The organism is Pseudomonas sp. 2848, assembly GCF_003253945.1.
In the GTDB taxonomy this organism is placed as follows: domain Bacteria; phylum Pseudomonadota; class Gammaproteobacteria; order Pseudomonadales; family Pseudomonadaceae; genus Aquipseudomonas.
On sequence record NZ_QKZD01000001.1, the window covers coordinates 84,765 to 97,535 of the forward strand.

Sequence of the window (12,771 nt, forward strand, 5' to 3'; positions counted from 1 at the left end):
GGCGTTTCGGTTGCTGCGTGGGAGCGGGCTTGACCCGCGATTGCATATTTTCGGGCGACGCTGTCACCTGAGTTGACACTATCGCGGGGCAAGCCCGCTCCCACGTCTCGTCAGACCGATGCCGGCTGACGCTTCACCTGGTACTGATTGCGCACGGGGGTCGCGTACTGCTGCACCAGGTACGGCTGCTGCTCGACCGGGCAGGCGTCCAGGCGGCGCTGCCACTCTTCCTTGGCCTTGGCCAGTTCATCGGCCGGGAACAGCTTCTCCGCGCTCGGCACTTCGAGTGCCGCATCCTTCTCTGCCCACATCGCATAGGCCAGGTAATGCACCGGGAACAGCCGGTAGCCGCCGAGGATCTGCCGGTCGATGGCCTGCGCCAGCTGCTTGGTGTCCTCGTGGTACTCGGTCACCGGGGGGGCGAAGTTGATGTGAACCCGCCCTTTGTAGCCGGTGATGCCCTGGGCGATGCTGTTGTCGTCCTCGCCGGGTGCCTTCTTGTAGGTGCCGGTGGTGGCGCGGATGTACAGCTCGCGGGCCTTGGCCTGGTCGCAGGGGTCGTACTCGTAGCTGATCGACACGGGGATCAGGTTCAGGCTCTGGATCACCGCGCCGAACGGTTCGTCCTTGCGGCTCATGTGGAACATTTTCAGGATCGCCGAATCGGTGCGGTCGTCACCGTCCTTGGCGCGGCCTTCGGCCTGGGCGATCCAGATCGACGCGCCATCGTTGCGGATCGAGTGGTTGATATAGGCCGAGAGCAGTTGATAGGCGGCCAGTTTCTCGCGGCGGCCGCTGATCGAACGGTGCACGATGAAACTCTTGTTCAGGCGCATCATGTCGCTGACGAACGGCTTTTGCAGCAGGTTGTCGCCGATGGCGATGCGCGGTGTCGGCAGGCCGGCGTGGTACACCGCGTAGTTGACGAAGGCCGGGTCCATCACGATGTCGCGGTGGTTGGCCAGGAACAGGTAGGCGGTACCGGACTTGAGCTGTTCGACACCGCTGTAGGTGACGCCGTCGGTAGCGCGGTCGATGGTGCGGTCGACGTAGTACTCGACCTTGTCCTGCAGCGTGGACACGCAGGTCACGCCGGCAAATTCCTTGCGCAGACGCCGGGCGATCAGTGGTTTGAGCAGCCAGCCGAAGGCACCCGCCGCGCGCGGAAAGCGGAAGTGGGTGAGGATATCGAGGAATGCCGGGTCGCTGAGCAGGCGTGCCAGCACAGCAGGGACCTCAGCGTCGTCGTACGGTCGGATGGCATCGAATTCGCCCATCATGCTCTCTTGTTGGAAACGGCTAGGGTAATTAGGTAGGGGCGGGCTCCGAAAAACGGCTCGGACGCACACAGGCCCTGTAAACAGACCGGCAATTATACGCACAAGTCACTCCGGAGGCCGCGATGCTGGAAACTGCGCTCTACGATTGCCCTTATTGTGGCGAGGAAGTCGAAACCACGGTGGACTTGTCCGGCGGTGACCAGCAATACATCGAGGACTGCCAGGTGTGCTGCAAGCCCATTCGCTTCGTGCTTCAGGTCCATGGTGAGGAGTGGATGCTGGATGTCTTTGGCGAGAACGACTGATGCGGCGAATCTATGAACCGGAAAGCCTGCTGGAGGCCCAGGTGCTGGTGGGCATGCTGGCCAGCGAAGGCATCGAGGTGCACCTGGTCGGGCGCGACCTGATGGGCGCCGTGGGCGAGTTGCCGATGCACGGCTTGCTCGGCCTGGCGGTGCCCGACGAGCAGGCCGGGTACGCACGGCAGCTGATCGATGAGTACAATGCCGCCCAGCCGCTTGCCGGTGACGAACCGGAGAGTTATCCCGGAACCCTGATCTGCTAGGTTTTGATTTCGCCCATGTGTGGACGCTACGCCCTGTTTCGCTGGTCCCAGAGCTTCGCCGGCCTGCCGGGCTTCCCCCCGGGCCAGAAGGCCCAATGGAACATCGCGCCCGGCGCCTCGGTCCTGATTCAACGCCAGGTCGACGGCCAGTTGCAGCTGGCCAGCGCTCGCTGGGGGCTGACCCCGGCCTGGCTCACCGACCTTTCCCGTACACCAGCCCAGGCCCGTGCCGAAACCCTCGCCGAGCAGCCGATGTTTCGCGAGCCCCTGCGCCAGCGGCGTTGCCTGATGCCCGCCAACGGCTTCTACGAATGGCGCGGCACGGCGCGCAAGCGCCCGTACTGGGTGACACCGGGGGAGGGTGCGTCATTGTTCTTCGCCGCGGTGTGGGAGGTCTACCCGGTGCAGGAACAAGAGTGGTTGAGTTGTGCGGTGGTGACGCAAGCGGCGATGAACCAGCGTCGGCCGCTGATTCTGGACGAGGCCGAGCAGGCGCTGTGGCTGGATCCCGACACGCCGATGGCGAAGCTGCACGAGTTGCTGGCCAAGCCGCCGACGGCGCTGCGTGAGCGGGCGCTGGCGTATTTCGTCAACGATCCGAAGCTCGATGGGCCGGAGTGCCTGACCCCGGCTTGAGCAAACAGCTTTTCTGGCGGGAGCGGGCTTGCCCCGCGATGGCGGTGGTGAGGCGAGGATCGTATCGCGGGGCAAGCCCGCTCCCACCCCCCCGCCCCTTTTGATACCTACACCCTGAATTGATTGATCAGGCGGCGCTGCTGCTCCGCCAGCTTGGTCAGCTCGGCGCTGGCCTGGCTCGACTCGTCGGCACCGCCCGCCACTTCGCCTGCCACCTGGCCGATGTTGATCACATTGCGGTTGATGTCCTCGGCCACGGCACTCTGCTCCTCGGCGGCACTGGCGATCTGGGTGTTCATGTCGTTGATTACCGACACCGCCTGGGTGATGCTTTCCAGCGCCTCGGCGGCGCGGCTGGCCTGCAGCACGCTGTCGTCGGTCTTGCCCTGGCTGTCCTCCATCACCTTGACCACCTCGCGGGTGCCCTGCTGCAACTGCTGGATCATCTGCTGGATTTCCTCGGTCGCCTGCTGGGTCTTCTGCGCCAGGTTGCGCACTTCGTCGGCGACCACGGCAAAGCCGCGACCCTGCTCGCCGGCGCGAGCGGCCTCGATGGCGGCGTTGAGCGCCAGCAGGTTGGTCTGTTCGGCAATGGCGCGGATGGCCACGAGGATGGCATTGATGTTTTCGCTGTCGCGGGCCAGGTCCTGGACCACCGTGACTGCGCGGCCGATCTCGCTGGCCAGGGCGCTGATGGCGCTGGAGGTGTCGCGCACGATTTCCAGGCCCTGGTTGGCGGCGCGGTCGGCCGCGCTGGCGGCCTGGGCCGCTTGCGTGGCGTTGCGCGCTACATCCTGGGCGGTAGCGGTCATTTCATGCACGGCGGTGGCCACCTGGTCGATCTCGGCCATCTGCTTGTGCACGCCCTGGTTGGTACGGATGGCGATGTCGGCGGTGTGCTCGGACGAGTCGCTGACCTTCTGCACCGAACCCACCACCTGGCTGATCATGGCCTGTAACTTGGCCAGGAAGGTATTGAAGCCCTTGGCGATGGCACCCAGTTCGTCGGCACGGTCGCTGTGCAGGCGACGGGTCAGGTCGCCTTCGCCCTGGGCGATGTCGTCGAGCATCGCCACCATCTGCCTGAGCGGGCGGGCGATGCCCAGGGCCAGCAGCCAGATCACCAGCAGGCCAAGGGCGGCGATGCCGAGGCCGACGAGGGTCATGCCGGTGATATCGGTACGACGCTGTTCGGCCAGGTCCTGCTGCAGTTGGTTGACTTCGGCCATCACGGCGCTCAGCGGCAGTTCCAGCAGCAGTGTCCAGCGCGCATCGGTGTTGGCGACCTTGAACGGCAGGTACAGCTCGATGCGATCCTTGCCGGCGTCCACTTCGTAGTGCAGGGTTTCGCCGCTCAGGTTCTTGAGCGTGCCGGCTTCGTCGCTGTCGAGCACATCGCTGGCCTTCTCGCCGAATTTCGCCGGGTCACGGGTATAGGCCACCAGGCGGCCGTTGCTGGAAACCAGCGCCAGCTCCCCGGCGCCGTCGTACAGCTGGCGATCGGCGGCATTGAGCAGGTCCTGGATGAAGTTCACCGACAGGTCGGCGCCGGCCATGCCCTGGAACTGGCCATCGACCATGATCGGTTCGACGAACGACGCCAGCATGACCATCTTGTCGCCCACTTTATAAGGCGCGGGGTCGATCACGCAGGCCTTCTTCGACTCCTTGGGGCACAGGTAGTACTCGCTGGCGCGCACGCCGGTGGCGAGCACTGTGCGGTCGTCGACATCGGCCAGCTTGTCCTGGCCAAGGCTGCCATCACCATTGCGGAACCACCAGGGCAGGAAGCGGCCGTTGGCGCTGTCGATACCCACCAGGCTACTGCCGACGTAGCGGGCATCGGCATGGTCGAGGGCGTTGGGCTCCCAGCCAAGGTAAGCGCCGAGCACGCTTGGGTTGACCTCCACGGTGCGCTTGAGCTGGTTGATCAGGTGCTCGCGGTCGACCCGCATCAGCGCTTGGCCGTCGCTTGCCTGCATGCCGAGCATGGCGTTGCCGGTGGCCAGGCTGCGGGCGATCGACAGCGGGGCTTCGAGGCCGCGCTGGATTTCGCTGACCTGGGTGCGTGCCAGGGCGGTGAGGCGCTGCTCGATGACGTTCTCGAACTGTTGCTGGGTGCGCTGTTGCACCAGCGCCTGGGTGCGTTGCCCGGAGTAGACGGCGTACAGCACCAGGGCCGCGACAATGCTCAGCACGATGGCACCGGCCAGGGCGGCCACGGAAAACTGGATCGACTTGAACTTCATGGCAAAGCTCCGCGCGCAAGGAGGTCGTTACCGAGTGTTATCGGCGGGCTAATACCAAAGCATGAGGACCTTGTCAGAAATCTTACCCGCGGCTCTGGCAGGGGCGGGCGTCTGGGCCTAGGATACGCGGCACGTAAAAAGGGAGTGTTTTCATGCGTAAGTCATTCGTTGTCAGCATGCTGACGGTCGGCGTCCTGCTTGGCGGCTGTCAGGCGGTCAATACCACCAGTGGTGGTGCCGTGGGCGTGCAACGCCAGCAATACATGTTCAGCATGCTTTCGACCGATGAGGTCAACAAGATGTACGCCCAGTCCTACCAGCAGACCCTCGGCGAGGCGTCGAGCAAGGGCGTGCTGGACAAGAGCAGCAATGATGCCAAGCGCGTGCAGGCCATCGCCAAGCGCCTGATCGCCCAGGCACCGCAGTTCCGGCCGGATGCCGCGCAGTGGAACTGGGAAGTCAACGTGATCAAGAGCGATGAGCTCAATGCCAACTGCGGCCCGGGCGGCAAGATCATCGTCTATACCGGGCTGATCGATCAGCTCCAGCTGACCGATGCCGAGATCGCCGCGGTGGTGGGTCATGAAATCGCTCATGCCCTGCGCGAGCACAGCCGTGAAGCGATGTCCAAGGCCTACGGCGTGGAAATGGCCCGCCAGGGCGCCGGCGCGATCTTTGGCCTGGGGCAGGACAGCATGGCCATGGCCGACACCGTGGTGAACTACGCCATGACCCTGCCCAACAGCCGTGCCAACGAGAACGAAGCCGACCTGATCGGCCTGGAACTGTCGGCCCGTGCCGGCTATGACCCGAACGCCGCGATCACCCTGTGGAACAAGATGAGCAAGGCGTCCGAAGGCGCGCCGCCAGAGTTCATGAGCACCCACCCGGCTTCGAGCAGCCGTATCGCTTCGTTGCAGGCGGCGATTCCGAAGGTGATGCCGCTGTATCAGGCGGCCAAGAAGTAAAAGCAGCTACAAGCTACAAGCTTCAAGCGGCAAGTCAGGATGCACCTGCTCTTTCTTGCCGCTTGTAACTTGCCACTTGCCGCTGCTTCACCCTATCCAGCCACTGGTCTTCATCGCCGAATACACCGCGACGATGGCCAGCACCACGAACGCGGTCGCCGCCAGGCGACGGATCAGCGTCAGCGGCAGTTTCTCCGCCGCGAAGTTGCCCGCCAGCACCACCGGCACGTTGGCGATCAGCATGCCCAGGGTGGTGCCGATGATCACCATGATCAGGTGCGGATACTGGGCGGCCAGCATCACCGTGGCCACTTGGGTCTTGTCGCCGATTTCCGCCAGGAAGAACGCGATCAGCGTGGTCACGAATGGCCCGAACCGTCGTGCGTTGCTGGATTCTTCATCGTCCATCTTGTCCGGTACCAGGGTCCACAGCGCGGTGGCGGTGAAGCTCGCGGCGAGGATCCAGTGCAGCACCGACTCTGTAAAGAAGCTGCTGACCCAGGCGCCGACCGCGCCAGCGGCGGCATGGTTGGCCAGCGTCGCGGCGACGATCCCGGCAATGATCGGCCAGGGCTTGCGGAAACGGGCGGCGAGGATGAGCGCGAGCAATTGCGTCTTGTCGCCGATTTCGGCAAGCGCGACGATCGCGGTAGGGACGAGCAATGATTCCAGCATCAGGATTCCTACGGGGGCGGGTCGACACGGCTATGACACGTACGACCTCCCCGCCCCGGGTAAGGTGTGCGTGTCATAGGTCTTGTCAAACCCTGGACCTGTCTGCGCAGATCGTGGGTCGCACGCGCCATGGCCTGTGGGCCAAGTGTGTTGACGCGTACCGGGCGAGCAGGGTGCTCGCGGGAGACTACTCCCCTAGGACGGAGCGGATTCTGCCTAGGCGAATCGCTTTCGGCAAGCCCTGTTTTTATCCATGTGTTGCGCGGTAGATGCGAAAACCTTGTGCTTCGGCACGGATCTCACAGTTGCCCAAGGCGCCTTCGATGAGCGGCTGGTAACGCAGGAAGCTGTTGGCTACCAAACGGATTTCCCCACTTTTTCGCAGATGTTCCCTGGATTTTTTCAGAAGATTTTCCGAGGCATGGTAGTCGGTGTGTACACCGGTATGGAACGGCGGATTGCTCAGGATAACGTCCAGGCCGCGGGGAGCGGCATCGATCCCGTCACCGCTGATCACCTCGCCTTCCAGGCCATTGGCGGCCAGGGTCAGGCGACTGGCCGCGACCGCGAAGGCGTCGACATCGAGCAAGGTGACCTGGCTCTGCGGATAGCGACGCTTGATCGTGGCGCCGAGCACCCCGGCACCACAGCCGAAGTCCAGGACATGGCCGATCGGCAGGCCGTCGAGGTGCTCCAGGAGCAGCGCGGTGCCCTTGTCCAGACGCCCGTGGCTGAACACGCCGGGCAGGCTGATCACCTGCAGCGGGCCATCTTCGAGGGGCAGTTCAAAGCGTTCGGCCAGGCTTTCCAGCGGCTTGGCCTCGGGCGCGTTGTCCACGGTCACCTGCCATAACTGGCAGTGGCGGGCGCTGTCGAGCTTGCGCGGCCTGCCGAAGGCCTGCAATTGCTTGGCCGCGCCTTCGACGCCGCCGCGTTTCTCCCCCACCAGGTACAGCGTGCGACCGGCAAGGCGCGAGGCCAGGGCGTTGAGCAGGTAGGCCGCCAGCTCGCGAGACTTGGGCAGGAACAGCACGGCGGCGTCGAAGGCTACCTCGGGCACCTCGACACCGTAATGGCTGCGCCCGGCGAAGCGGCTCTCGAGCACGGCCTGGTCGCCGGCATGCCAGGTCCAGCCGTGGGCCCCGGGCAACTGGCCGAGCAGGCCATCGGCCTGGGCGCCAGCGACCAGCAGTGGGCCTTGGAACAGCTCTGCCTGGCGGAGCAACACTTCACTGCGCGGGTCCATGGACGACGCCTCCTGAAAAAGTGGCGCAGTGTACCAGAGGCGGGTCAGCCGACCACGCGTCGCGGCTGACCGGCGAAGTAGGCCTGGGCGTTCTCGGCCAGCTGGCCGACGATGCGCTGGCGCGACTCTACCGCGCCCCAGGCGCTGTGCGGGGTGATGATCAGGCGGGGAATGTCCGCCGCCAGCAGTGGGTTGCCGTTGACCGGCGGTTCGACGCTCAGCACATCGCTGGCTGCGCCACCCAGGTGGCCGCCGCGCAGCGCGTCGGCCAGGGCCTGCTCGTCGATCAACCCGCCGCGGGCGGTGTTGACCACCAGTGCGCCGGGCTTGAGCAGCGCCAGCTCGCGGGCACCGATCATGTGCCGGGTCTGCTCGTTGAGCGGGCAGTGCAGGGTCAGGGCATCGACCTGCGGCAGCAGCTCATGCAGTGGCAGGCGGTCGGCCCGGGGCGGGCGGCCGGGGATCTGCCCGCTCAGCACGCGCATGCCGAAGGCCTCGGCCAGGCGCGCCACCGCGCCGCCCAGTTCGCCGTGGCCAAGCAGGCCAAGGGTCTTGCCCTCCAGCTCGACGATGGGGAAGTCCAGCAGGCAGAACTGGCTGGCCTTGGCCCATTGCCCGGCCTTCACCGCCTGCTCGTAGTCGCACAGGCGCGTGGCCAGGGCCAGCAGCAGGGCCAGGGTGTGCTGGGCCACCGACGGCGTGCCGTAGCCCTGGCAGTTGCTCACGGTGATGCCCTGGGCGCGGGCGGCGGCCAGGTCGACATTGTTGGTGCCGGTGGCCGCCACCAGGATCAGCTTGAGTTGCGGGTTGGCGGCGAGCGTGACGGCATCGAGCATCACTTTGTTGCTGATGGCGGCCACGGCACCTTGCAGGCGTTCGGCGACCTGCTCCGGGCGGGTCGTGGCATGCAGTTGCAACGTGTCGAACTGGGCATGCAGCGGCGAAAGGTCGAGGTCACCCAGGTCCAGTGACTGGTGATCGAGAAACACGGCGCGACGTGGGCTGGACATCTGGGGCTCCGGTGGCAGGGCAGGATGGGGTCGGCGCAGTGTCCGGCCCGGCGGCGCCGCTCGTCAACGGTAGCGCCTGCGCTCATACCTCTGCGGCACAAATCATTCCTTCGGCTGATTTGACCGCTGCGTCACCGAACTACAGTTGTTGCCTGAACTGTCCTGCCCGCTTTGAAGAAAAGGGATACCCATGTTGCAGACGCGCATCATCAAGCCCGCCGAGGGCGCTTACCAGTACCCGCTGCTGATCAAGCGCCTGCTGATGTCCGGCAGCCGCTACGAAAAGACCCGCGAGATCGTCTACCGCGACCAGCTCCGTCTCACCTACCCGCAACTGAACGAGCGCATCGCCCGCCTCGCCAACGTGCTGACCGAGGCTGGGGTGAAGGCCGGCGACACCGTGGCGGTGATGGACTGGGACAGCCACCGCTATCTGGAATGCATGTTCGCCATCCCGATGATCGGCGCCGTGGTGCACACCATCAACGTGCGCCTGTCGCCGGAGCAGATCCTCTACACCATGAACCACGCCGAAGACCGGTTCGTGCTGGTCAACAGTGATTTCATCGGCCTCTACCAGGCCATCGCCGGGCAACTGACCACGGTGCAAGGTACCGTGTTGCTGACCGATGGGCCGGACAAGTCTGCCGACCTGCCGGGCCTGCAAGGCGAGTACGAGCAGTTGCTGGCCGCGGCCAGCCCGCACTATGACTTCCCCGATTTCGATGAAAACTCGGTGGCCACCACCTTCTATACCACCGGCACCACGGGTAACCCCAAGGGAGTGTATTTCACCCATCGGCAGCTGGTGCTGCACACGCTGGCCGAAACCGCGGTACTCGGCAGCCTGGACAGCGTGAGGCTGCTGAGCAGCAACGATGTCTACATGCCGATCACGCCGATGTTCCATGTGCACGCCTGGGGCATCCCCTACGCGGCGACCATGATGGGGATCAAGCAGGTCTACCCCGGGCGTTATGAGCCGGACATGCTGATCAGGCTGTGGCGTGAGGAGAAGGTGACCTTCTCCCACTGCGTGCCGACCATCCTGCAGATGCTGCTCAACTGCCCGTCGGCAGCCGGCCAGGATTTCGGTGGCTGGAAGATCATCATCGGCGGCAGCGCGCTCAACCGCGCGCTGTATCAGGCTGCACTGGCCCGTGGCATCCAGCTCACCGCCGCCTACGGCATGTCCGAAACCTGCCCGCTGATCAGTGCCGCGCACCTGAACGACGAGCTGCAGGCCGGAAGCGAGGATGAGCGTACCAGCTACCGGATCAAGGCCGGGGTGCCGGTGCCATTGGTCGAGGCAGCCATCGTCGATGGCAATGGCAATTTCCTGCCTGCCGATGGCGAAACTCAGGGCGAACTGGTGCTGCGCGCGCCCTGGTTGACCATGGGTTATTTCCGCGAGCCGGAGAAGGGCGAGGAACTCTGGCAGGGTGGCTGGCTGCACACCGGCGATGTCGCCACGCTCGATGGCATGGGTTTCATCGATATTCGCGACCGCATCAAGGACGTGATCAAGACCGGTGGCGAGTGGATTTCTTCGCTCGACCTGGAAGACCTGATCAGTCGCCACCCTGCAGTACGAGAAGTGGCTGTTGTGGGCGTGCCTGACCCGCAGTGGGGGGAGCGCCCGTTTGCGCTGCTGGTGGTGCGCGAGGGGCAGAGCATCGAGGCGCGTGCGCTCAAGGAACATCTCAAGCCTTTCGTGGAGCAGGGACACATCAACAAGTGGGCGATTCCCAGCCAGATCGCCCTTGTTACTGAAATTCCCAAGACCAGCGTCGGCAAGCTCGACAAGAAGCGCATCCGCGTCGACATCAGCCAGTGGCAGGCCAGTAACAGCGCTTTCCTTTCCACCCTGTAACGCGGGCGCGGGTCGCGCTTTCTCAAGCGCGACCCCGCAAGCTAGACAGGATGACGCCTTGTCAAACGACAGAATTGAGCCATGCTTGAGCACTGCCAGCGCGCAGGCCGGCCGATCGGGGTGGGCCGCAAGCAGGACGCGCAAATCACACTTTAGAGGGATCAAGCACCTGTGACCGCTGGCTATAGTCGGGTCAGGGGATTTTCAGGAATGGGGGAGGGCGCCGCACGGCAACGCGCGGCGTCACGGGCAGGAGCCTGCTTCACCAGGCGCTCGAGCCGTTTCTGAAAGGACTCACTGCCATAACAAAAAAGTACATGGAGTAGCGTCGATGACATCTGCAAACCCGTTCTGGCGCCGGGCGAAACTGCCTCTGGCCGTCAGCCTCGCTTCCACGCTCGCAAGTCCTGCTTTCGCGGTCAGCTTCAACATCGGTGAAATCGAAGGCCAGTTCGACTCGTCGCTCTCCGTTGGCGCCAGCTGGTCGACGGCCAACCCCAACAAGAACCTCATCGGGGCCAACAACGGCGGCAGGGGGCTGTCGCAGACCTCCGACGATGGCCACCTGAACTTCAAGAAAGGCGAGACGTTCTCGAAGATCTTCAAGGGCATCCACGACCTGGAGCTCAAGTACGGTGACACGGGCGTGTTCGTCCGTGGCAAGTACTGGTACGACTTCGAGCTCAAGGATGAAAACCGCCAGTTCAAGGACATCAGCGATTCGAACCGCAAGGAAGGCGCCAAGTCTTCGGGCGCGGAACTGCTCGACGCCTTTGTCTACCACAACTACAGCATCGGCGACCTGCCGGGCAACGTGCGCTTGGGCAAGCAGGTGGTGAGCTGGGGCGAGAGTACCTTCATTGGCGGCGGTATCAACGCCATCAACCCCATCGATGTCTCGGCGTTCCGTCGCCCTGGCGCGGAGATCAAGGAAGGCCTGATCCCCGTCAACATGTTCTACGTGTCGCAGAGCGTGACCGACAACCTCACCGCCGAAGGCTTCTACCAGATCGAGTGGGACCAGACCGTCGTCGACAACTGCGGTACCTTCTTCTCCCAGCCTGACGTGATCGCCGACGGTTGCAACAACAACCTGGCGGTGTTGGCCAAGCAGGCCAACGTGTCAAGGGCCCTGGCCGCGCAGATCGGCCCGTTTGCCGGGCCTGCCATGAACGCATTGACCGGGCAGGGCGTGTCCTGGGGCTCGCCGGACGAAGGCGTGATCGTGCGCCGCGGCCCTGACCGTGATGCCCGTGACAGCGGCCAGTTCGGTGTGGCCTTGCGCTACATGTACGAGCCGCTGAACACCGAGTTCGGTGGCTACTTCATGAACTACCACAGCCGGGCGCCAATCTTCAGCGGTCGCGGCGCCGCCGCCGGTTTCTATAATCCGGCCAACCTGGCTGGGGCATTGGTCCGGGCCGGCGTACCGGGGGCCGCCGCCACCAACCCGGCCCTGCTCCAGGCACTGATGCCGTTGTACGTTGCGGGTAACTCCAGCTACTACGTCGAGTACCCCGAGGACATCCGTCTCTACGGTTTGAGCTTCTCCACCACCTTGCCTACCGGTACCGCTTGGAGCGGTGAGATCAGCTATCGGCCGAATGCACCGGTACAGTTGAATACCACCGACATCCTGTATTCGGGGCTGACTCCGCTGGATCCCAACGCGTCGGTCCTGCGCGGTACGCCGGATGCCGACCAGCCAGGTTATCGCCGCAAGGAAATCACCCAGCTGCAAACCACGTTCACCCACTTCTTCGACCAAGTCATGGGCGCCGAGCGTCTGACCATGGTCGGCGAGGTAGGCTGGACCCACGTCGGTGGCCTGGAAAGCACCTCCAAGGCCCGCTATGGCCGCGACCCGGTCTACGGCCCAGGCCCGCTGCCCAATGGCCGCTGCCAGAGCCTCAACGCCACGACGCTGGCGGGTGTCGAGCAGAACAACCTGTCGCGCTACTGCGAAAACGACGGTTTCACTACCTCCGACTCCTGGGGTTATCGCGTTCGCGCCATCTGGGACTACAACAACGTCTTCGCCGGTGTGAACCTGCGCCCGAGCGTGGCCTGGTCCCACGATGTCGACGGCTACTCCCCGGGGCCTGGTGGCAACTTCGAGGAAGGGCGCAAGGCCATCAGCCTGGGCCTGGACGCCGAGTACCAGAACACCTACACGGCGAGCCTGTCGTACACCAACTTCTTCGATGGCAAGTACACCACCGTGGATGACCGCGACTTCGTCGCGCTCAGCTTCGGCGTGAACTTCTAA

At 64.4% G+C, this 12,771-nt stretch carries 11 protein-coding genes, 1 pseudogene and 1 riboswitch; of the genes and pseudogenes, 6 read left to right on the plus strand and 6 right to left on the minus strand.

The genetic code is table 11. The annotated features are described in order from the left end of the window. Positions 1-110: 110 nt before the first annotated feature. Positions 111-1,277 (minus strand): 1-acyl-sn-glycerol-3-phosphate acyltransferase, encoded by a 1,167-nt coding sequence (locus DFS21_RS00445; RefSeq protein ID WP_110703086.1) that lies wholly within the window; start codon positions 1,275-1,277, stop codon positions 111-113. Positions 1,278-1,402: 125 nt separating this feature from the next. Between DFS21_RS00445 and DFS21_RS00450 the strand changes: the two genes are divergently transcribed. Genes DFS21_RS00450 through DFS21_RS00460 form a run of 3 tightly spaced genes read left to right on the plus strand, consistent with a single transcriptional unit; the run spans position 1,403 to position 2,481 of the window. Beyond that, on the plus strand, positions 1,403-1,585 hold the full coding sequence (locus tag DFS21_RS00450; protein WP_110703088.1) for a CPXCG motif-containing cysteine-rich protein: 183 nt from the start codon (positions 1,403-1,405) through the stop codon (positions 1,583-1,585). Then, positions 1,585-1,845 carry a putative signal transducing protein gene (locus DFS21_RS00455; RefSeq protein ID WP_023630964.1) on the plus strand — a complete coding sequence of 87 codons (261 nt, stop codon included), beginning with the start codon at positions 1,585-1,587 and terminating at the stop codon, positions 1,843-1,845. The genes DFS21_RS00450 and DFS21_RS00455 overlap by 1 nt, the downstream gene beginning before the upstream one ends. A 15-nt stretch (positions 1,846-1,860) precedes the next feature. Beyond that, positions 1,861-2,481 (plus strand): SOS response-associated peptidase, encoded by a 621-nt coding sequence (locus DFS21_RS00460; RefSeq protein WP_110703091.1) that lies wholly within the window; start codon positions 1,861-1,863, stop codon positions 2,479-2,481. Positions 2,482-2,588: 107 nt separating this feature from the next. Here the strand turns inward: DFS21_RS00460 and DFS21_RS27135 are convergent, their stop codons facing one another. Together DFS21_RS27135 and DFS21_RS27140 are read right to left on the minus strand one after the other, a co-directional pair. Next, on the minus strand, positions 2,589-3,431 hold the full coding sequence (locus DFS21_RS27135; protein ID WP_371919247.1) for a methyl-accepting chemotaxis protein: 843 nt from the start codon (positions 3,429-3,431) through the stop codon (positions 2,589-2,591). A 12-nt stretch (positions 3,432-3,443) separates the two neighbouring features. Next, a pseudogene (locus DFS21_RS27140) lies at positions 3,444-4,730 on the minus strand (HAMP domain-containing protein); the annotation flags it as partial. A 152-nt stretch (positions 4,731-4,882) separates the two neighbouring features. On the opposite strand from DFS21_RS27140, the gene DFS21_RS00470 reads away from it, so the two are divergent. Then, positions 4,883-5,698: a M48 family metallopeptidase gene (locus DFS21_RS00470; protein WP_023631454.1), complete on the plus strand. Its 816-nt coding sequence runs from the start codon at positions 4,883-4,885 to the stop codon at positions 5,696-5,698. Between the two features lie 87 nt (positions 5,699-5,785). On the opposite strand, the gene DFS21_RS00475 is transcribed toward DFS21_RS00470, so the two are convergent. The 3 genes from DFS21_RS00475 to DFS21_RS00485 form a co-directional block, all read right to left on the minus strand. Beyond that, positions 5,786-6,370, minus strand: coding sequence for a TMEM165/GDT1 family protein (locus DFS21_RS00475; RefSeq protein WP_177485989.1), 585 nt, complete (start codon positions 6,368-6,370; stop codon positions 5,786-5,788). A gap of 91 nt (positions 6,371-6,461) precedes the next feature. Further along, a riboswitch (yybP-ykoY riboswitch) is annotated at positions 6,462-6,581 on the minus strand. 39 nt (positions 6,582-6,620) lie between these two features. Next, the gene (locus tag DFS21_RS00480) at positions 6,621-7,619 is read right to left on the minus strand and encodes a class I SAM-dependent methyltransferase (protein ID WP_110700668.1); all 999 of its coding nucleotides are present in this window, start codon (positions 7,617-7,619) and stop codon (positions 6,621-6,623) included. A 44-nt stretch (positions 7,620-7,663) separates the two neighbouring features. Next, positions 7,664-8,629: a 2-hydroxyacid dehydrogenase gene (locus DFS21_RS00485; protein WP_111531678.1), complete on the minus strand. Its 966-nt coding sequence runs from the start codon at positions 8,627-8,629 to the stop codon at positions 7,664-7,666. Positions 8,630-8,819: 190 nt separating this feature from the next. On the opposite strand from DFS21_RS00485, the gene DFS21_RS00490 reads away from it, so the two are divergent. Then, entirely contained in the window at positions 8,820-10,502 is a 1,683-nt protein-coding gene (locus DFS21_RS00490) for a fatty acid--CoA ligase (protein ID WP_110700664.1), read from the plus strand. Positions 10,503-10,833: 331 nt separating this feature from the next. Next, a complete protein-coding gene (locus tag DFS21_RS00500) occupies positions 10,834-12,771 on the plus strand; it encodes a DUF1302 domain-containing protein (RefSeq protein ID WP_110700662.1) in 1,938 nt (645 codons plus the stop codon).

What these genes read in the sequence shown, in the direction of transcription:
- DFS21_RS00470 (WP_023631454.1), top strand. Translation starts at nt 4,883, where the DNA reads ATGCGTAAGTCATTCGTTGTCAGCATGCTGACGGTCGGCGTCCTGCTT.
- DFS21_RS27135 (WP_371919247.1), bottom strand. Translation starts at nt 3,431, where the DNA reads ATGATCAGCCAGGTGGTGGGTTCGGTGCAGAAGGTCAGCGACTCGTCC.
- DFS21_RS00485 (WP_111531678.1), bottom strand. Translation starts at nt 8,629, where the DNA reads ATGTCCAGCCCACGTCGCGCCGTGTTTCTCGATCACCAGTCACTGGAC.
- DFS21_RS00455 (WP_023630964.1), top strand. Translation starts at nt 1,585, where the DNA reads ATGCGGCGAATCTATGAACCGGAAAGCCTGCTGGAGGCCCAGGTGCTG.
- DFS21_RS00490 (WP_110700664.1), top strand. Translation starts at nt 8,820, where the DNA reads ATGTTGCAGACGCGCATCATCAAGCCCGCCGAGGGCGCTTACCAGTAC.
- DFS21_RS00445 (WP_110703086.1), bottom strand. Translation starts at nt 1,277, where the DNA reads ATGGGCGAATTCGATGCCATCCGACCGTACGACGACGCTGAGGTCCCT.
- DFS21_RS00460 (WP_110703091.1), top strand. Translation starts at nt 1,861, where the DNA reads ATGTGTGGACGCTACGCCCTGTTTCGCTGGTCCCAGAGCTTCGCCGGC.
- DFS21_RS00500 (WP_110700662.1), top strand. Translation starts at nt 10,834, where the DNA reads ATGACATCTGCAAACCCGTTCTGGCGCCGGGCGAAACTGCCTCTGGCC.
- DFS21_RS00480 (WP_110700668.1), bottom strand. Translation starts at nt 7,619, where the DNA reads ATGGACCCGCGCAGTGAAGTGTTGCTCCGCCAGGCAGAGCTGTTCCAA.
- DFS21_RS00450 (WP_110703088.1), top strand. Translation starts at nt 1,403, where the DNA reads ATGCTGGAAACTGCGCTCTACGATTGCCCTTATTGTGGCGAGGAAGTC.